Origin of the sequence: Actinomadura sp. 21ATH (assembly GCF_041951345.1) — a bacterium.
Lineage (GTDB): Bacteria > Actinomycetota > Actinomycetes > Streptosporangiales > Streptosporangiaceae > Spirillospora.
In genome coordinates this window covers 1-17,871 of the sequence record NZ_JBGNUR010000032.1, presented here as the reverse complement: position 1 = coordinate 17,871, position 17,871 = coordinate 1, and the positions used below count along the sequence as shown (strand labels likewise).

21 protein-coding genes are annotated in these 17,871 nt (G+C 71.9%); 8 read left to right on the top strand and 13 right to left on the bottom strand.

Features of this window, described 5'->3' with window-relative positions; all coding sequences use genetic code 11:
* Positions 1-17 precede the first annotated feature (17 nt).
* The 3 genes from ACA361_RS41490 to ACA361_RS41480 all read right to left on the bottom strand — a co-directional run bounded on the left by ACA361_RS41490 (position 18) and on the right by ACA361_RS41480 (position 2,362).
* Positions 18-1,250 carry an acetyl-CoA hydrolase/transferase family protein gene (locus ACA361_RS41490; protein WP_375020652.1) on the bottom strand — a complete coding sequence of 411 codons (1,233 nt, stop codon included), beginning with the start codon at positions 1,248-1,250 and terminating at the stop codon, positions 18-20.
* A 92-nt stretch (positions 1,251-1,342) separates the two neighbouring features.
* On the bottom strand, positions 1,343-1,969 hold the full coding sequence (locus ACA361_RS41485) for an HPP family protein (RefSeq protein ID WP_375020651.1): 627 nt from the start codon (positions 1,967-1,969) through the stop codon (positions 1,343-1,345).
* Between the two features lie 81 nt (positions 1,970-2,050).
* Complete coding sequence (locus ACA361_RS41480; protein WP_375020650.1) at positions 2,051-2,362, bottom strand: hypothetical protein; 312 nt, start codon at positions 2,360-2,362, stop codon at positions 2,051-2,053.
* Between the two features lie 215 nt (positions 2,363-2,577).
* Here ACA361_RS41480 and ACA361_RS41475 point away from each other — a divergent pair, with 215 nt between their 5' ends.
* Entirely contained in the window at positions 2,578-3,141 is a 564-nt protein-coding gene (locus ACA361_RS41475) for a hypothetical protein (RefSeq protein ID WP_375020649.1), read from the top strand.
* Between the two features lie 150 nt (positions 3,142-3,291).
* Here ACA361_RS41475 and ACA361_RS41470 read toward each other — a convergent pair whose 3' ends face one another.
* The 8 genes from ACA361_RS41470 to ACA361_RS41435 all read right to left on the bottom strand — a co-directional run bounded on the left by ACA361_RS41470 (position 3,292) and on the right by ACA361_RS41435 (position 8,825).
* Positions 3,292-3,552 (bottom strand): hypothetical protein, encoded by a 261-nt coding sequence (locus tag ACA361_RS41470; protein WP_375020648.1) that lies wholly within the window; start codon positions 3,550-3,552, stop codon positions 3,292-3,294.
* 23 nt (positions 3,553-3,575) lie between these two features.
* A complete protein-coding gene (locus ACA361_RS41465) occupies positions 3,576-3,755 on the bottom strand; it encodes a hypothetical protein (protein WP_375020647.1) in 180 nt (59 codons plus the stop codon).
* Positions 3,756-3,998: 243 nt separating this feature from the next.
* The gene (locus ACA361_RS41460; RefSeq protein WP_375020646.1) at positions 3,999-4,397 is read right to left on the bottom strand and encodes an STAS domain-containing protein; all 399 of its coding nucleotides are present in this window, start codon (positions 4,395-4,397) and stop codon (positions 3,999-4,001) included.
* A 193-nt stretch (positions 4,398-4,590) separates the two neighbouring features.
* Complete coding sequence (locus ACA361_RS41455; protein WP_375020645.1) at positions 4,591-4,794, bottom strand: cold-shock protein; 204 nt, start codon at positions 4,792-4,794, stop codon at positions 4,591-4,593.
* Positions 4,795-5,298: 504 nt separating this feature from the next.
* Positions 5,299-5,751, bottom strand: a complete 453-nt coding sequence (locus ACA361_RS41450) for an AAA family ATPase (RefSeq protein ID WP_375020644.1) — start codon at positions 5,749-5,751, stop codon at positions 5,299-5,301.
* 1,303 nt (positions 5,752-7,054) lie between these two features.
* The gene (locus tag ACA361_RS41445; protein ID WP_375020643.1) at positions 7,055-7,471 is read right to left on the bottom strand and encodes an Hsp20/alpha crystallin family protein; all 417 of its coding nucleotides are present in this window, start codon (positions 7,469-7,471) and stop codon (positions 7,055-7,057) included.
* A 114-nt stretch (positions 7,472-7,585) separates the two neighbouring features.
* Positions 7,586-8,044, bottom strand: a complete 459-nt coding sequence (locus ACA361_RS41440; RefSeq protein WP_375020642.1) for a pyridoxamine 5'-phosphate oxidase family protein — start codon at positions 8,042-8,044, stop codon at positions 7,586-7,588.
* Between the two features lie 100 nt (positions 8,045-8,144).
* Positions 8,145-8,825, bottom strand: a complete 681-nt coding sequence (locus ACA361_RS41435; RefSeq protein ID WP_375020641.1) for a response regulator — start codon at positions 8,823-8,825, stop codon at positions 8,145-8,147.
* A gap of 132 nt (positions 8,826-8,957) precedes the next feature.
* On the opposite strand from ACA361_RS41435, the gene ACA361_RS41430 reads away from it, so the two are divergent.
* Both ACA361_RS41430 and ACA361_RS41425 read left to right on the top strand, forming a co-directional pair.
* Positions 8,958-10,676, top strand: a complete 1,719-nt coding sequence (locus ACA361_RS41430; RefSeq protein WP_375020640.1) for a GAF domain-containing sensor histidine kinase — start codon at positions 8,958-8,960, stop codon at positions 10,674-10,676.
* 94 nt (positions 10,677-10,770) lie between these two features.
* The gene (locus tag ACA361_RS41425) at positions 10,771-11,622 is read left to right on the top strand and encodes a universal stress protein (RefSeq protein ID WP_375020639.1); all 852 of its coding nucleotides are present in this window, start codon (positions 10,771-10,773) and stop codon (positions 11,620-11,622) included.
* Between the two features lie 226 nt (positions 11,623-11,848).
* On the opposite strand, the gene ACA361_RS41420 is transcribed toward ACA361_RS41425, so the two are convergent.
* On the bottom strand, positions 11,849-12,319 hold the full coding sequence (locus ACA361_RS41420) for a glyceraldehyde 3-phosphate dehydrogenase NAD-binding domain-containing protein (protein WP_375020638.1): 471 nt from the start codon (positions 12,317-12,319) through the stop codon (positions 11,849-11,851).
* 76 nt (positions 12,320-12,395) lie between these two features.
* Positions 12,396-12,770 (bottom strand): hypothetical protein, encoded by a 375-nt coding sequence (locus ACA361_RS41415; protein ID WP_375020637.1) that lies wholly within the window; start codon positions 12,768-12,770, stop codon positions 12,396-12,398.
* A gap of 215 nt (positions 12,771-12,985) precedes the next feature.
* Here ACA361_RS41415 and ACA361_RS41410 point away from each other — a divergent pair, with 215 nt between their 5' ends.
* The 5 genes from ACA361_RS41410 to ACA361_RS41390 all read left to right on the top strand — a co-directional run bounded on the left by ACA361_RS41410 (position 12,986) and on the right by ACA361_RS41390 (position 17,731).
* Positions 12,986-13,234, top strand: coding sequence for a hypothetical protein (locus ACA361_RS41410; protein ID WP_375020636.1), 249 nt, complete (start codon positions 12,986-12,988; stop codon positions 13,232-13,234).
* A gap of 395 nt (positions 13,235-13,629) precedes the next feature.
* Entirely contained in the window at positions 13,630-14,532 is a 903-nt protein-coding gene (locus ACA361_RS41405; RefSeq protein ID WP_375020635.1) for a LysR family transcriptional regulator, read from the top strand.
* Between the two features lie 165 nt (positions 14,533-14,697).
* Positions 14,698-15,051 carry a VOC family protein gene (locus ACA361_RS41400; RefSeq protein ID WP_375020634.1) on the top strand — a complete coding sequence of 118 codons (354 nt, stop codon included), beginning with the start codon at positions 14,698-14,700 and terminating at the stop codon, positions 15,049-15,051.
* A gap of 135 nt (positions 15,052-15,186) precedes the next feature.
* Entirely contained in the window at positions 15,187-15,987 is an 801-nt protein-coding gene (locus ACA361_RS41395; RefSeq protein WP_375020633.1) for an alpha/beta fold hydrolase, read from the top strand.
* Between the two features lie 190 nt (positions 15,988-16,177).
* On the top strand, positions 16,178-17,731 hold the full coding sequence (locus tag ACA361_RS41390; protein ID WP_375020632.1) for a serine hydrolase domain-containing protein: 1,554 nt from the start codon (positions 16,178-16,180) through the stop codon (positions 17,729-17,731).
* Positions 17,732-17,871: the final 140 nt, after the last annotated feature.

Below are 17,871 nucleotides of genomic sequence, written 5' to 3'. Positions count from 1 at the left end.
CCCTGGCGTGATGCCGTTCAGCGCAGCGGGAAGCCGAGGAGGCGGCCTTCGCGGCGGAGGCCGTCGCGGGCGTCGGGGTGGGCGACGTGGTCGACGATCTGCTGGGCCTGGGCGGCGGCGTCGTTGCCCCAGACGGTGGCGGTGCCCTGCTCGCTGACGATGTAGCTGTGCTGGAACGAGGTGACCGGCCCGGCGAGGCGCGGGATGACGGTGGAGACGTCGGCGCGCGGATGCCAGGACGGCAGCGCGATGACGGCGTGGCCGCCGGGGGAGTGCAGGGCGCCGACGACGAAGTCGGTCTGGCCGCCGAACCCGGAGTAGATGGCTCCGCGCAGTCGGCTGGCGTTGGCCTGGGCGAACAGGTCGACCTGGAGCGCGGAGTTGACCGACACCAGCCGCGGCTGCCGGGCGATGAGGCCGGGGTCGTTGGTCTTCTCGGTGCGCAGCATGCGGACGCGCTCGTTGCGGTCGGCCCAGTCGTAGAGCTCCTGGCTGCCGAACATGAACGACGCGGTGATCGGCGTGGCGGGATCCAGGGCGCCGGCCTTCTCCAGCGCGAGCACCCCGTCGCTGAACATCTCCGACCACACCGCCAGCCCCGTGCGCTCCTGCAGCGCGGCCAGGACGGCGTCCGGTACGGCGCCGATGCCCAGCTGGAGCGTCGCGCGCTCGGGCACGAGCCGTGCCACCCGCCCCCCGATCTCCAGGGAGACCCCGCCGGGCGGCCGCGGCACCGGCGTGGCCAGCGGCTCGTCGGCCTCGACGGCGTAGTCGACCTCCTCCAGCGCGAGCACCGCGTCCCCGTAGGTGTAGGGCATGCGGGCGTTGAGCTGGGCGATGACCAGGCCGCCGCGGGCCCGTACGGCCTCGATAGCGGCGGGCAGGATGTTGACCTCGATGCCGAGCGAGACCGTCCCGTTCACCGGCCGGGACGCCTGCACGACCACGACGTCGGGCGGCAGGGAGCCCTTGAGCAGGTTCGGGACGAGGGAGAGCCGGGAGGGGAAGTAGCGCAGGTTCGCGCGCCCGCGCATGCCCGCACCGACGAACGGCGTCTCCAGCGTCACGCCTTCGCGGTCGGGCGTCTCCTGCTGCGCGTTGAGCATGAACAGCCGGTACTCCGCGAGCGCCTCGTCGATCACCGCCAGGGTCCGCCACGGCGTCGCGAAGTTGCCGCCGGCCACCACGCGCGGGCAGCCGGGAAGCCCCGCCAGCACGGCGGCCAGATGGGATTCCGAGATCACGCGCATACCGACGCCCTCCAGGCTCGCTCGTTCCGATCATCGCACCACCGGCGAGCGGGGGCGGCACGAAGGTGCCGCCCGGCCCGCTGCCTGGAGCGTCACTTCGGATCGGCTGAGTCGCACGAGCCAGGCGTGAACGCCCCGCCGTTCCGTTCGACCGGCCGCCGCCCGGCCGGCTTCACCGAAGGCCGGGGCCGGGCGGGCTTCGACCGCCCGTTGGTCACGGGGACCCGCGTGCGCGCCGCGGGACGGGGCAGCACCGGCTCGATGCGGTAGAGGGACGGCATGCCGGACCGCTGGGGCGCCTTCTCCGGTGCCGCACCGGCCAGCGCGCCGATGAGGTCGTTCGCGGTGAGCAGGCCGACGAGCGCCGCGTGGGCATCGACCACGGCGACATGGTCGGTGCCGGCGTCCAGCATCACGCGGGCCGCGACCCGAACGGAGTCCGTCGAGCGCACCCAGGCGGGTGCGGCGCTGGACAGCAGCGTCGTGACGGGCTTGCGCGCCTTGTACGAGCCGGCGGAGTCCCAGGCGGCCGTGAGCGTCTGGGCGTCCACCACTCCCAGGAAAGCGCCCTGGTCGTCCACCACCGGCAGATGGTGGACATCGGCCCGGCAGATCAGTTCCCAGGCCATCAGAACGGACTCCCCGGCGGCGATGGTCAGCAGGTCCGCCGTCATGATCTCGGCGACCCGACGCTCCCCCAGCGGAATGTCAATGGTCATCGTCTTCTCCTTGAGAATCAATTCTTCAGGTGACTGTTGAAACGGATCGATTCGGCGTCCATATCGCTGCGACGGCGCTCGTCAAAGTGCCGACGCAAGAACGCGTGGGCGAGAATGGTCGGACGACCGCGCCTCGACGCGATCGATCGTCGCGAGGGCCTGGTGCCGTGCGGCCGCCTCCTGCCGCTCGGCACGGACGCCGTCATCGAACGTGCGGTCGGCGGCGCCCGCGTCCGGCGGCGCGGCGACGGCCACGTACAGCGCGGCCAGGAGCAGCGCCGTCCTGTGCTGCCGCCGGCCGACGTCCCGCCGGAGGTCGTTGCGGTCGAATCCGCAGCGCCGCCGCAGGCGATCCGCCCGCGTCCGAACCGATCCTGGCCCGAACCGTCTCATCGGCACCTCCACTTTCCCTACCCGACGCTATGGAGGTTTCTGACCGGCTGTTAGAGGCGAAGGCACGGCGGCGAAGGACGGTGGACCTCTCGCGGCCACCGAATCCAGGGACCAAGGTCACAGAGATCGCGAGTCTTTCGCTCCTACTCCCGGCGCCGGCCCGGAAGTTGACTGCAGGTGAACGAAAAAGGGATCGAAGAGAAAGGGGAGGCACAATGGCTGTCTCGACCCCCAGGGCCGGCGAGCACCGCCGGTTCGTCCCCGCCTTCCACGCCCCGCAGCCCCCGACCGAGTCCCCGGCCGCGCGGTTCGTGTGGGCCATCGCCCGGCTGTCGCTGGGCTGGGTGTTCGTCTGGGCGTTCCTCGACAAGACCTTCGGGCTGGGCCACGAGACCCCGGCCGCCAAGGCATGGATCGACGGCGGCAGTCCCACCGCGGGCTTCCTGAAGAACTCCCCCGAGGGCCCGTTCGCCGATTCCTACAAGGACCTGGCCGGCATGGCATGGGCCGACTGGCTGTTCATGATCGGCCTGGCCGGGATCGGCGCCACGCTGATCCTCGGCATCGGCATGCGGATCGCCGCGGGCGCCGGCGCGCTGCTGCTGGTGATGATGTGGACCGCCGTCCTGCCCCCCGAGAACAACCCCTTCATGGACGACCACATCGTCTACGCCATCGTCCTGGTCGGCCTGGCGCTGGTCAGCGCGGGCAACACCCTCGGCCTCGGCCGCTGGTGGAGCGAGACCGCCCTCGTCCGCCGCTTCCCGGTCCTCAAGTGACCGCTCGACCCCCGCACGACAAGGAAGGGCGCTCCAGACCCGGAGCGCCCCTTCTTCTGTCTGGCGGAGGCCGGAACGGGCCGAGTGGCGAGAGCCGTCCCGCCGGGTGCGCGCCCGGACCGGCGGCCGCGGAATCCGCGCCGCGCCGCGTCACGACCGGTCGCCCATGGCGAGCTGGCGGCGGTGGAGGTCGAAGTGCAGGGAGGGGGAGCGGTAGACGTCGGCCAGCGTCATGTACGGCTTGAAGAACGGATCCCAGCGCTCGGGGTAGGGCATGCCGCGGGCCAGGGCGGCCGGGCTCTCGCGGTCCAGCCAGCGGTGCAGCGCGGCGATGACCCGGTCGAGTCCGGCGCTCATCCGGCGGTGGTCGTAGAAGGTGGCCGCCGCGCACGAACCCAGGTAGTTGACCACGTTGAACGGGCGTGTCGCGGCGTTCAGCAGCCGGGCCCAGGACCGGCCGGCGGGGCGGGCAGCCGCCCGATCAGCCGCACCAGGACCAGCAGCCGCAGCACGACCAGGTAGCCGAACATCATGTGGAAGAGCAACTGCTCGTTGGTCCAGCGGGTGCCGTCGCTGCGCCGTGCCAGATCGGCCGCCGCGGCCTCGTTCAGCAAGCGGTGTGCAGGTCGTCGCGGGCGGGGCCCAACTCGGCGTGCATCGCCCGCGGTTCGAAGGACTGGGCCGCCTCCATGGCCACGCTTCCCGCCAGACCTTCCGGACGTGCCGGCTCCGCCTCTCACGGTAGACGCGCCGCGCCCGGTGACGCCGTTCCGGCAAAGGACCGGCTGTGCCGCCGGACTCTCCTGGGAGCGGATCGGCGGCCGGCTCGGCGTCGACGCCGGCACCGCCCGCCGAGGTTACGCGGCGTCCCTGCAGGGAGGCGCGGGGATGACGGTGAGGACGCGGTCCAGCCGGGTGATGCGCAGTAGCTTGGTCACCTGCGGGTTGGGAGCGGCCAAGTGCAGGGTGATGCCGAGCCCGGTGGCGCGGCGATGCGTGCCGATCAGCACGGCCAGTCCGGAGGCGTCGCAGAACGACACCTTGCTCAGGTCGAGGATCAGCAGGCCGGAGCTGTGGCCGAGCACTCCGAGCAGGTGCTCGCGCAGTGCGGGGGCGGTGACGATGTCGAGGTCTCCGCGCAGCGCGACGATGGTGCCGCTGGGACGGCGGCGGATGGGCATGACGATTTCGGCGGGGGCCTTGGGGCGGCGAGCGGCTGTGCCGATGACGGCCGTCGCGGCCATGGTGGTGGTCAAGGTGGGCTCCGATCGAGTGGGCGGGAGTGTGGGGCCGGCCGGGAGTGTTCCGGTGTGGTTCTCGCAGCCGCCCGCTCCGCGGTCCCGGACCGTGTGAGCCGGGTATGGGGGGTGCTGCAGGACAGAGCTGTACCGCCGGTTCCGCCGCGGCGGCCTTCTTCCCTTCCGGGGGACCGCCGCGGCGGCGGGTGGCTCAGGCGGGGACGATGTTCTCGGCCTGCGGGCCCTTCTGGCCCTGGGTGACGTCGAACTTGACCTTCTGGCCCTCCTGGAGCTCACGGAAGCCCTGGGCGGCGATGTTGGTGAAGTGGGCGAAGACGTCGGCGCCGCCGCCGTCCTGCTCGATGAAGCCGAAGCCCTTTTCGGCGTTGAACCACTTCACGGTTCCGGTGGTCATGGCGATCTCCTCTGGTCGGTCCCGGCCGCACGCCTTGCGCGGCCGAGGACGCCGCGATGCCCCATCCGGAAGATCCGAGGCAACAAAAAATGCGCCTGACGTCACACCGACAGGCGCACGAGAATGTCTATGGGAACCGCAACTACACGTACCGTATCACGTTTTCGAGGAAGCGAGCGTGAGAGGGATGTCGGGGTGGCGGGCGGTGGTGCCGTCAAAAATCCGAAGAGCCGACCCCGGCTCGAATTGGGCGCATAATACGACCATGGTGTCCTTCAGTTCGACTCCGCGGCGGCGACTTCCCACCAGCCCCTTCCCGCCTCCGCCCGTTGTGCCGCCCGTCCCGGATCCCGTGCTCCACGCTCAGGTCACGCATGACAGGTACGGGCTCGGGCGCGTGGTCGAGGTGGATCCGGGACGCTCCGCGGTGATCGACTTCGGGGCGCAGAAGGTGCGAATATGGGCACCGTACAAGCTGCTTTTCAGGCTCTGACACCTCGCCGGTTATGCGCGAAATGCCGTAGAGGCCGTCTTTGATCCCGCTGTGAACAAAGACGGCCTCTTGGGAAAACCGCGGCGGAAGTCAGCCCGGGGCGAGGCGCGGGCGGCGGGCCCGGCATCGCAGCGAGTACAGCTCGGCCTGGACTTCGCCGGCGAGTTCGGTGGCCAGGGCGCGGTTCTCCCGGGAGGTCCAGGAGGCGTCCAGGACCACGGTCTCGCCCAGCTCCAGCAGCCGCCGCGCCCGCCGGACGAGCTCGGTGTACGTGCGCCGCTTCCAGCCGGCGCCGTAGAGGCCGGTGCCGTACGGGGACGCACCGGAGTCGGCGGGGAGAGCCCGGCGAGCTCCTTGCGGACGCGGTCGCTGCCGAGCAGGGTGCAGCCGAGGTGGTCGGCGATCGTGCCGGCGAGGGTGCTCTTGCCGGTGCCGGGAAGCCCGTCGGCCAGGATCAGCCCCACCGCGCAGGTGGCGCAGGTGACGCAGGGCGACCTCGGTGAGGGTCCCAGCCTCGGCGGCGGCGCGGGCGTCGCCTTGGGCGTGGCGGAAGGACGCCACCTTCGCGCGGACGAACGCGCGGTAGGCGACGTAGTGGTGGCGCAGCGCGGGCGGGGCCGGATCGGCGGCGAACTCGGCGTACCAGCGGACGAAGCGTCCGGCCAGGTCCGGGGTGTCGAGGTGCTCGAGGTCCATGGCCAGGAGCGCGGCGTCGTCCAGCCCGTCGAGGAAGCGGAGCCGGTCGTCGAACTCCAGGCAGTCCAGGACCCGCGGGCCGTCGTCCAGGCAGAAGATGTCACCGGTCAGCGACGACCTGGTGGGCGGCGGCCCGTTCCCGGGCTTCGTCACGCACGCCCGCCTCGTACGCCGCCCGGGGCGCGCGTGGGCACAGCACGACGGCGATTAGTAGCAAGGCGGCGAACAGCGCGGCGTCCGCCCGCCGCTGCACGCGGTCGACCTTCCGGCGCAGCGGGTTGCGGTCGAAAGCCGAGCCGCCGCCGGGTCCGGTCGGCCTTGTCCAGCAGAGCGGAGATCACACGCGGCCGCATCTCCTCCTCCTTCCGCGCTCTTCCTCGCGACCTCCACCGCGCGCCGGTGGCCGGAGCCCGCGTCAGAGCGCGCCGGTGGGCTGCCCGGTGGCCTCTTCGATGCCGAGCCCGGCCAGCCGGACCAGCCGGTGCCCGAGGTCGAGGAAGGCCCGCCCGGCGATCCGATCACAGCGTCCGCCGCGGTGTCCCGGCGTGCCACGGCCGATGGTCTCCGACCAGGGGGACCGTCGGCCGCGGTCCGGCGCGGCCGGGCCGCCGGCGGCCCGGCGATCGCGAACGCAGGCGGCACCCTGCTCGTCTTCGGCCGAGGCGCGGACGGCAAGCTCTGGCAGCCTTGGGCGAAAGCCGACGGCCTGCCGATCTCCGCCGCACCGGCGGCCGTTGGCCGGGCCGGTCGGTGGGTCGACGTCTTCGTCCGCGACTCCGCGGACCGGCTTCAGATCCGGACGTACCGGGCGGGCACCGGCTGGGGCGGCTGGGCCCGGCTCGACGGCACCGTCCACAGCGCCCCGGCCGCCGCGGTCACGGGGACGGAACACCCTGCGGGTCGTGGCATGGGGCAGAGCCACGCCGTGTGGACCCGCACGCTGACCGGGGGACACCTGGTCGGAGTTGGCCTCTCTGGGCGGCCGCGCGTTCCGCTCGCCCGCCGTCGCCGCGGGCGTACGCGGAAGGGCACCGGTGCGAGCCCGGTGCCCTTCCAGGGGACGCACGCCGGTCACTCGCCGATGGTGATCCGCTTGGTCTCGGGCTTCTCGGCCTTGGGCAGCGGCACCCGCACGGTCAGGATCCCCTGGTCGTAGGCGGCGTCGATGTCGTCCACCTTGACGTCGGCGGGCAGGGCGATCGACCGGGTGAAGGTTCCGTACCGGAACTCCGAGCGGTGCGCGTCCTTCTGCCCCTCGTGGCGTTCGGCGTGGATGCGCAGCACGCCGCCGGTGACGGTGATCTCGATGTCCTTGCCGGGGTCCAGGCCGGGCAGCTCGGCGCGGACGACGTAGCGGCCGTCCTCGACGTAGTTCTCGACGCGAATGGCCTGGGCCAGGCCGGGCCGCAGCATGGTGACCGGCGACTCCAGCCAGTCGAACAGGTCGGGGAACAGGCTGCGCGGCTCCCAGCGCTCCAGTCGGCTCATCTCCGCCTCCCGTGGGTGAAGGGGTGCTTTCGCTCCCGAGTTCACGCGGTGTTCCGGCCGTGCCGCAGGGTCCTGGTTCCCCGCCGGGCCGGGACCTTGGTCCCGGCCCGGCGGTCAGGGCGAGGGCGTGAGCGCGCGGGCCGTGCCCGGCTCGGCCCGGCCCGGGCGGGCCATGCGGGCGCCGGAGACGTGCCGGGGCCGGATCCGGATGAAATGGCGGCGCCGCCCGGGGGCCCAGGGGTGCAGCCGCAGCCGTTCCACATGAGCGATCTCGGCGGGATCCGTCACCTGGACGGCCTGGCCGACGAGCGTGACGGACCAGCCCGTGGCCGTGCCGGGGTCGATGTCGTCGGCCTCGAACGCGACGATGGCGCCGCGGAGCGCGGCGGCGAGCTCGGAGTCCTCCCCGGTGCGGACGATCACGCTGCGGTCGCCGTCCAGGACGAAGTCGACCGGCTGGACCGCGGGCAGGGCACGATCGGTGAACGCCACCCGGCCGAGCGGGACGGTCGCCAGCAGAGCCAGGCTCTCCTCGCGGCCCAGGGTCTCTGGGGATTCGTGCGCGGTCCTCATGACCCCAGCCTCCGCTCCGTGCGGCGGTCACCGCAGAGCCCGACGTCCTGGAGACACGGGGCCGTTGGTCCGGGCCTTCGCGCCGGACGTCCGGCGACGGCTATTCGCCGTTCTTCGGCGGGGCCGCCTTGAGGCGCGCGGCGTAGGCGGCGGCCTGGGTGCGGCGGTGCATGCCGAGCTTGGCGAACAGGTTGGAGACGTAGTTCTTCACGGTCTTCTCGGCCAGGAACATCCGCTCGCCGATCTGCCGGTTGGTGAGCCCCTCGCCGATCAGCTCGAAGATCTGGCGCTCCTGGTCGGTGAGGGCCTGCAGGGGGTCCTTGCGCTCCTGGCGGTCCCGGACCCGCTGGAGCATGCGGGCGGTGGACCGCGGATCCAGCAGGGAGCCCCCGGCGGCGACGGTGCGCACCGCGCCGACCAGGTCCGAGCCGTGGATCTGCTTGAGGACGTAGCCGGCCGCGCCCGCCATGACGGCGTCGAAGAGGGCGTCCTCGTCGTCGAACGAGGTCAGCATCAGGCAGGCGATCTCGGGCAGCCGCGACCGGATCTCGCGGCACACGGTGATGCCGTCCCCGTCGGGCAGGCGCACGTCTAGTACAGCGACGTGCGGGCGGGCGGCCGGGATTCGGGCCAGGGCGTGGTCGGCGGTGCCGGCCTCGCCGACGATCTCGATGTCCTCCTCGGCCGACAGCAGGGCGGCCACGCCGCGGCGGACGACCTCGTGGTCGTCCATCAGGAACACCCGGATGACGTCCTCCCCGCCGCGTTCCATGTCGGTCATGACCCGGTTCCCCTTTTGATCCTGGCTGGTGATGGAATCGACGTTAGTCGGTCATTCGGCGCATGAGGGAGGGTCGAATTCTCTGGAGAATGGGACCAAGGTCCCGAATCCCGGCGGAGAGGTCGATCAGCGGTGAACGCGCGGCGCGGCGATGACCGCGCGAGGCTGACCCTGCCCCAGCTGCAGCTGGACGACCTGCTGGCCGAGTTGCAGGCGCGGCTGGAGACGGCGCGCGGCACCAGGGACCGGGTGCACGCGCTGCTGGAGGCCGTGGTCTCGATCGGCGGTGAGCTGGACCTGGAGACGGTCCTGCGCCGGATCGTCGAGGCCGCGACCACGCTGGTCGACGCCCGCTACGGCGCGCTGGGCGTGATCGGCGAGGAGGGCGAGCGGCTCGTCCAGTTCATCACCGTCGGGGTGGGCGGGGACGAGATCGAGGCGATCGGGCACTGGCCGCACGGGCACGGGATCCTGGGCCTGCTGATCAAGGAGCCGCACCCGCTGCGGCTGCCGGAGATCTCCGATCATGCCGAGTCCTACGGCTTCCCGGCGAATCACCCGCCGATGCACACCTTCCTCGGCGTGCCGATCCGGGTACGGGACGAGATCTTCGGCAACCTCTACCTGACCGAGAAGGCCGGCGGCGGCGACTTCGAGGAGGAGGACGAGGTGGTCGTCACCGCGCTGGCCACCGCGGCGGGCGTGGCGATCGAGAACGCCCGGCTCTACGAGGAGGCGCGGCGCCGGGAGCGGTGGCTGGAGGCGTCGGCGGAGATCTCCACGGCCCTGCTGTCGGGGACCGACCCGCACGAGGTGACGGACCTGGTGGCCCAGCGCGCCCGGGAGATCGCCGACGCCGACCTGGCGGCGGTCGCGCTGGTGGACCTGGTGGCCGGTGAGTTCGCGATCGACGCCGCGCACGGCGACCGCGCCGGTGAGCTGAAGGACCTCCGGATCCCGATCGACCACGCCGTCGCCGGCCGGGTGTACGAGACCGGCTCACCGCTGCGGGTCGCGGACGGCCAGGAGGCCACCCTGAACACCCCCCTGCCCGCCGACCTCGCCGTCGGGCCGCTGCTGGTGGTCCCGCTCGGCCTGGGCAACGCGGCGCGCGGCGTGCTGTCGGTGCTCAACCAGCCGGGCGGCGCGGTGTTCAGCGACTCGACCCAGCGGCTGATGGAGGCGTTCGCCGGACAGGCGGCGGTGGCGCTGGAGCTGGCCGACCGGCGCCGCGACGTGGAACGCCTGACGCTGCTGGAGGACCGCGACCGGATCGCCAAGGACCTGCACGACACCGTGATCCAGCGGCTCTTCGCCACCGCCATGACGCTGATGAGCGCCATCAAGCTGGCCGAGCGGCCGGACGTGGCCACGCGGATCCAGCGGTCGGTGGACGACCTGGACGACACGATCCGGCAGATCCGTTCCACGATCTTCGCCCTGCAGGCGTCCGACGAGGAGGACGAGACCCTGCGCAGCCGCGTTCACCATGTCGTGGAGGCCGTCGCCGAAGGCATGGACTTCGTGCCCTCCACCCGGCTGGACGGGCTGCTGGACACCGCCGTGCCGCCCGAGCACGCCGAGCACCTGCTGGCCGTGCTGCGCGAGGCGCTGTCCAACGTCGCCCGCCACGCGCACGCCACCGAGGCGGCCGTGGTGATCAAGGTGGGCGACGACGACCTGGTGCTGCAGGTCGACGACGACGGCGCCGGCATCCCCGCGACCGGGCGCCGCAGCGGGCTGCGGAACATGCAGGAACGCGCCGAGGACCTCGGCGGCACGTTCGACGCCGCCCCGCGCCCGGAAGGCGGGACGCGGCTCCGCTGGAGCGTCCCGCTCGAACGCGCCTGACCGGCTGGAGGTCCCTCCCCTCCGGGCCCTTCGCCTCTACGCGCGCACCCGGGCGCGGAGTGTGCTGGAGGCGAGCCCGAACGATGGAGGGATCATGAGCTGGGGTTCCCACGTCCTGGTCGGCTACGACGGGACGCACGGAAGCGAACGGGCCCTGAAATGGGCCGCCGAGGAGGCGCGGCGGCGCCGCCTTCCGCTCACGGTCTGCCACGCCTGGCGCTGGCCGTACCCGATCGGCCACATCGACCACGAGGGCGTGGCGATCGTGAAGCGGATGGGCGAGCACCTCCTCGACCACGCCGTGGCCCTCGCCCGGCGGACCGCCCCGACGGTGACCGTGCGCGGGAGGATGCTCGAAGGGCCGGCGGACGCGGCGCTGACGCACGAGGGCGAGGGCGCCGAGCTGATCGTGGTGGGGTCCCACGAGCGGGACGAGCTCCCGGTGGGATCGACGGCGCTGCGGCTCCCCGCGCGCGCCCGCGTCCCCGTCGTGGTCGTCCGCACGACCGGCACCCGGCATCGGGAGATCGTGGCCGGCGTGGACGGCTCCCCGGGCGGTGACGCGGCGCTGGCCTTCGCGTTCGAGGAGGCCGCGCTGCGCGGCTGGACCGTCCGCGCGGTCTACGGCTGCTGGGAGGCCGAGGCGGTCGGCGGTGACCTCATGCTCCTCGGCGACGACCGCCGGCTCAGGGAGACCTGCGGGGCGCGGCTGGAGCGGGCCGTCTCGCCGTGGCGCGTCAAGTACCCCCACGTGGAGGCACGGACCTCGCTGGAACTGCGTCCGCCGCGCCAGGCGCTTTTCGAGGCGGCCGAGAAGGCCGATCTGGTCGTGGTGGGGGACCGGGGCGCCGGCGGGTTCGACCCGCTGCGGCTCGGCGCCACCAGCAGCGCGGTCTTGCAGCACGTGCCCTGCACGGTCGCCGTCGTCCCGTCCGCACGCGGCTGACCCCCGACGGCTCGGGCCTGTCCGGGCGGCCCCGGCCAGGCCCGAGTGCCATCGCCGAGAGCCTCCCTCCCCAGATCCAGCGGGGGCGAAGCTCCCCCTGGCCGGCGGACCGGCGCCTCTGCCGGCGCCGCGCCGCCTCGGTGACGCTGAAGGCGCACACCCCCGGAGGACGGGCGCAGGAAGAGACGATGAAGCGGACGAACGGGCGACCCGGCGTACTCCTCGGCTACGGCACGTCGCCCGCGAGCGAGCGGGCGCTGAACTGGGCGGTCCGCGAGGCCGAGCTGCGCAGGACCTTGGCCATCGGGGCGACGCAGTTGGTGGTGCACGAGGCGTTGGAGACGATCTCGTGCCGGGCCGGGTCGTACGTCCCCTCATTGACGCCCATGACGAGCGTGGCGTCCACGCCCTTGCCGGGCGCGGAGATGATGACCTTGCGGGCGCCCGCCTTCAGATGGGTGGCCGCGTCGTCCCGGCGCCGGAAGCGGCCGGTCGACTCGATCACGATGTCGGTGCCGGTGGCGTCCCACGCGAGCTCGGCGGGGTCGCGGCGGGCGGTCACCGGGATCGGCCGCCCGTCCACGTAGAGCGTGGACTCGTCGTGCTCCACGGTACGGCCCAGGCGGCCGTACGTGGAGTCGTACATGAGCAGGTGCGCCAGGGTGGCGGTGTCGGTGATGTCGTTGACCGCCGTCACGGTGTGCCCCTTTCCAGGGCGCGGCGCAGGTAGTTGCGGCCGATGCGGCCGAAGCCGTTGATGCCGACGCGGGGAGTCATCGCCCGCCTCCTTCACGGGGCGTCGAGGTGCGGCGCGGGGCCTTTCGGCGGGTCTCCCAGTACTGCGCCATGTGCTCCACGCGGGCGCGGAGGCGGCTGCCCGCCAGGCCGATGGCCTCGGCCATCGTGGGACCGGCGGCGTAGGCGTTGACCGGCCGGCCGTTGAGGTCGACCCGGATGGACACCAGGTACGGCCGCGGCACGGCGGGGTCGTTCAGGATCCCGAGGGTGACCTTCGTGTACAGGACCGGGCGCGGCGCGTGCTTGAGGGCACGGGTGACGACCTCGCGGGCGTGCCGCACCTCCTCCTCCGGCACGTCCACGGCCGTCATGAACTGGATCTGCAGCTCTTCCGGAGCGGTGGCAGGCAACTGAGCCTCCTTCGGGAGGTTTTCCGACACCTCCAGGCTCGTCGCACGCAGGCCGTCCCTCCAGGGACCTTCGTCGTCACCGCGCTCGCCGTACGGCCTTGGCGATCGCCTCCGCGCGGCGACGTTTCGAGTGAGCGCGAGTCCGGCGAACGTCCTCGCTGAGAACCGACCTTCGCCCCTTCCACCCCGATCCGCCCCGGACGGACGCTGGCCGAATGAAGGCGAGTACGGACCCCGACACCACGGTCCTGCGCCGGCTCCTGACCGGCGGCCCGGCACTGTCGCTGTACTTCGGCCTTCCACCACCGGCCGAGGCGGAGACCGTGTCAGATCGGTGGAGGTCGACGCTGAACCGGCTCGCCCGGCACGGGGCCGGCACTGCCGCGTGCGACGCACTGACCCGTTCGGTCGAGGCCGCGTTGCCCGGTCCCGGCGTGCCGTCGCGCTCCGCGCCGCCATCCTGACCGGCGCCGAGGTGAGGATCCTCAGGCCCGGCACCGCCGAAGCCCCGGCCGAGGGAATCGGAGCACTGTGCGGATTCGGCGGCTGAAGAACGCCGGTGAAAGGACTCTGGTCCCTTTCCTTGCCTTTAGTGGTAAAGGTACGGAAAAGCGGACAGAGGTCGCGCACCGCACAGCTCGCAGCGCTGCCTAAGCTGCGGAGGATTTTCTCTCACCCGCTCCCGATGGCACTCGCCGGAGCGCCGAGTGAGCCATGCCGGGTTCGGTGGCGTCGAGCCTGCGGTTTCGCAGGGAAAGCGCGCCCCGCACGCGCGCCGCGTGGTCATGCTTGTGGTGTGCGCTCCATGGCGGACATATCATGCTTGCGCCCCGAATGTACGATCTTGACGGCGGGGGCGATGGAGAGGGTCCGGGTGGAGCTGCGCGATATTGAGATCTTCCTGACCCTTGCCGAGGAGTTGCACTTCGGCCGGACCGCGGAGCGGCTGCACGTCTCGGTGGCGGCGGTCAGCAAAGCGATCAAGAAGCAGGAACGGGCGATCGGTGCCGAGCTGTTCGCCCGGGACAGCCGCAACGTGCGGCTGACGCCGGTGGGGGAGCAGCTCCGCGACGACCTGCGCGAGCTGCATCAGGGCTTGACGCAGAGTCTGGAACGGGCCCGGCTGGCGGCCCGGGGCAAGACCGGCACGCTGCGGGTCAGCCTGTTCCCCAGCAACCACCAGGAGCTGCGCCGGTACTGGGAGACCTTCCGTTCCCGCCATCCGCAGTGGGAGCTGCGGCTGCGGGTGTCGGCGTGGGCGGATCCGTTCGCCCAGCTGCGCAACGGGAAGGTCGACGTCCTGGTCACCTGGCCGCCGGTGGACGAACCCGACCTGACCGTGGGCCCGCTGCTGTTCGCCGAGCCCAGGGTCTTGGCCGTGGCGGCCGACAGCCCGCTGGCGAAGTGGTCCACGGCCTCGGTGGAGGCCGTCGGCGACTACCGGCACGTGACCGCCGATCCGGTGCCCGGTGGATGGTTCGACCGCTACGTTCCCGAGACCACTCCGGGGGGCCGGTCGATCGAACGCACAGCCGTCGTGAACAACATCGAGGACACCCTGCTGCACACGGCCATGGGAGAAACGGCGTCGCTGTTCCCGGCTCACGTGGCGCTCTATTACCCACGGCCGGGCATCGTCTACCTGCCGGTCACGGACATGGAGGCGCTGCCGTACGGGCTGGTGTGGCGCAGCGAGGCGGAGAACGACCTGATCCGCGCCCTGGCCCGTGTGGTGCGCGAGCTTGGACCGCTGCCCGGCTGAGACCGTTGACCGGCGGTTGACGACCGTTGCGATGGTCGCCGTTGATCGGCGGCACCGCCCGACGTGATGCTTGTTGCGTCCGAAGAACACGCCCTGTCGGGAGGTGAATGGGAACGTGTCCTTTTCTGGTGCCGCGGCGTGAACATCGTCTCTTCCGCGGTTTCGGTGACCGTTGACGATCCGGCGGCTTCCAGCCGGTTCTTCACCGGCCACCTCGGCTTCCGCGAGACCCTGACCGGCGACGGGTTCATCGCATTGGGCCGCGACGACGCGGCCGTCGACCTGATCCTGACCGAACGCGACGCCGAGCGGTGGCAGCCGGGGCGGGGACTGGCGGACGCGATCGTGGTCTTCGCCGTCACCGGCCTGGCCGCCGAGTATCAGCGGCTGCGCCGCGAAGGCGCCGCCATCACCGTCCCGCTCCGGCGGGAGCCGTGGGGTGAGCTGACGATGCGGCTCAGCGACCCCAACGGCGTGGCGATCCAGCTCACCGAATGGATCCCCCCGACCACGAGCTGAGCCGGCGACCGCCGGGAGGTTCGCGCGCAACGCGTTCCGAACCCGTCGCGACGACTCCGTCACCACGACGGCCTGAGGCGGGCATCACGGCCCGCATCACTTACCCGAACCGACGCACATCACTGGAAGGCATCCATGTCCCGCAATCTCAAGGTCCCCGTCGCCGACACCGTGCTGGACTGCAACGACACCGAGGGCTCCGGCCGGCCGGTGCTGCTGCTCAACGGCATGTACGCCACCCAGCGCTACTGGAAGGGACTGCTGCCCCTGCTGACCGGCCGGTACCGCGTGGTCACCTTCGACGGACGCGCCCGCGGCAAGTCCGGCACCTCCAGCGACTACTCCTTCGCCGGCTGCCTGGACGACATCACCGCCGTCCTGGACGCCACCGGCCTGCAGCGGCCGATCCTGGCCGGCTGGTCGCACGGCGCCGCGCTCGCCGTCCGCTACGCCGCCCGGCACCCCGACCGGGTCGCCGGCGTGGTCTGCGTCGACGGCGGCTACCCGATGGAGCCCATCGACGACGCCTTCCGCGCCAAGGTCCGCAAGCTGTTCCGGCGCAACGCCGTCCCCATCAAGATCCTGGCCGCGCTCGGCCTCGGCTCCCGCATGTCGGCCGCCCAGGCCGCCGAAGCCAACATCGAGTTCAACGAGGTACTCGCCGGATTCAGCGACGACTACACCCACATCCAGTGCCCGGTGGCCTTCATCAAGGCCACCGGCAAGCACATGGGCGCCACCGAGGAAGAGGTCCGCACGATGCGCGCCAACCTCGACCCCGTCCTCGCCGCCCACCCCAACGTCACCGTGTTCGCCACCGTCCCCTCCAACCACAGCCGGATGGTCGCCAAACACCCCGACACCATCGCCGCCGCCATCAACGCCGTAGCCGACCGGACGGCCCGCACCACCCCCCACGCCCCCAACACCCGATGACCGGCACCGGGCCGCCATCGAGCACGCAGGCATGTCCCTCACTCTGTCCGAGCAGGACGAATCCACCGTGCGAACGGCCGCATGGGGCGCGGTGTCGCTGATGTCGGCGGCCGGTGCCGCCGGCTAGGCGCACAAGGCCGCCACCGAGGGCTCCATCGCCCCGACCTCGGCGACCGGCCTGGTCGGGCACGTGCTCGCCAAGGCGCCCAAGGGCCTGAACGGCAAGACCGTCGCCGCCCTGGCCGACCAGGTGCTGCCGGCCCTGACGACGTCCATGGGACTGCTCGGCGAGCAGGCTCCGGCCGAGGCCGATGGCCGGGCCGCTGCCGGGCAGGACCGTCCGGAGTTGCAGAAGGCGATCCAGGAGGTCGTTGACGCCGGCTTCCTCGGCGTGCAGGCGCGGGTGGACGATGAGCGGGGCGAGTGGGTCGGCAGCGCGGCGGTGCGCAAGCTGGGCGAGACCGCCGAGCCGCCGGCCGACGGGCGGTTCTGGGCGGGCAGCATCGCCAAGACCTTCACCGCGGCCCTGGTGCTGCAACTGGTGGCCGACGGCACGATCGGGCTGGACGCCCGGGTCGCCGGCCACCTGCCGCGGTTCGGGCTGGACGAGCGGATTACCGTGCGGATGCTGCTGCAGCACACCAGCGGGATCTACAACTACACCGGCGAAGTGGAACCCGACGGAACGTTCGTCCAGGGCATTCCCTCGATGGGCAAGGACTGGGTGGACAACCGCCTCCCCGCATACCGGCCCGAGGAACTGGTGGAGTTCGCGCTGGCCAAGCCGGCCCGGTTCGAGCCGGGCACCGACTTCGGCTACTCCAACACCAACTACACGCTGGCCTCGCTGCTGATCGAACACCTCACCGGCCGCACCTACGCCGAAGAGATGCAGCGGCGGATCCTGGACCCGCTCGCTCTGTCGGGCACCGTGGCGGGCGGCTCCTCCCCGGACCCGCCCGAGCCGTACGCCCACGGCTACTGCCGCTACCAGGACGGCGAGCAGTGGAAGGTCGCCGACGTCACCCGCCCAAACCCCACCATGCTCCGCGCCGCCGGCGACCTGATCTCCACCACCCGGGACCTGCACACCTTCATCTCTGCGCTGATGGCCGGCAGGCTCGTGCCCGCCGACCTGCTGGCCGAGATGCGCAAGCCGCACGGCATCCCCGACTACGGCCTCGGGCCGTTCGCCCAGGAGATCGACGGCGGCACCATCTACCACCACAACGCGCCCCGGCGGCTACGGCGCACTGATGTACAGCACGCCCGACGGCGCCAAGACACTCACCGCCTCCCTGACCATGGGGGACGCCGATGTCGACACGGCGGAGGTGTTCCCGAAGATCCTGGACATGCTCATCAGCACGGTCTCCTCCGGCAGCCAGTCCGAGCCGGCCCAGCCCACGAGCTGAGCCACCGCAGTGTCCGCGTCCCTTGCGGGCTGACACCGCAAACGCGCATCGCAGAGAAGGGCGCGCTGAGGCACGCCGAGCCTGGCGTGCCCCAGTGCGATCGGGCTCGGCCTCGTTCTGCCGTATGTCGAGATTCTGATCGGCTAAGCCCGCGTCCATCGGCGGGCGGAGCCCGGAGCGTCAACTCGCCGCCCTCGCTCGCGCGGGCTGCCGCGGGTCCTGCCTGCCATTCAGCGGTGGTCGTCGGAGGCAACAGCAGGAGCCGGGTGCGGCCAGGCGCCAGCGCGGAGCCCGGCGCGAGCGCGAGGTCTGGACGGCACACGAGATGAGCGGCCGTTAGCTCGGCGCAGAGCGTTAACTCTCAGTCCGTTGCAACGAATACGGCTCCGATGTTGCATTAGCCTTCAGTGTTGTTGCAATGATTAAGCAGCTTCTACCTGCGAGAACGTGAAGCCAGCGCAACATGTAT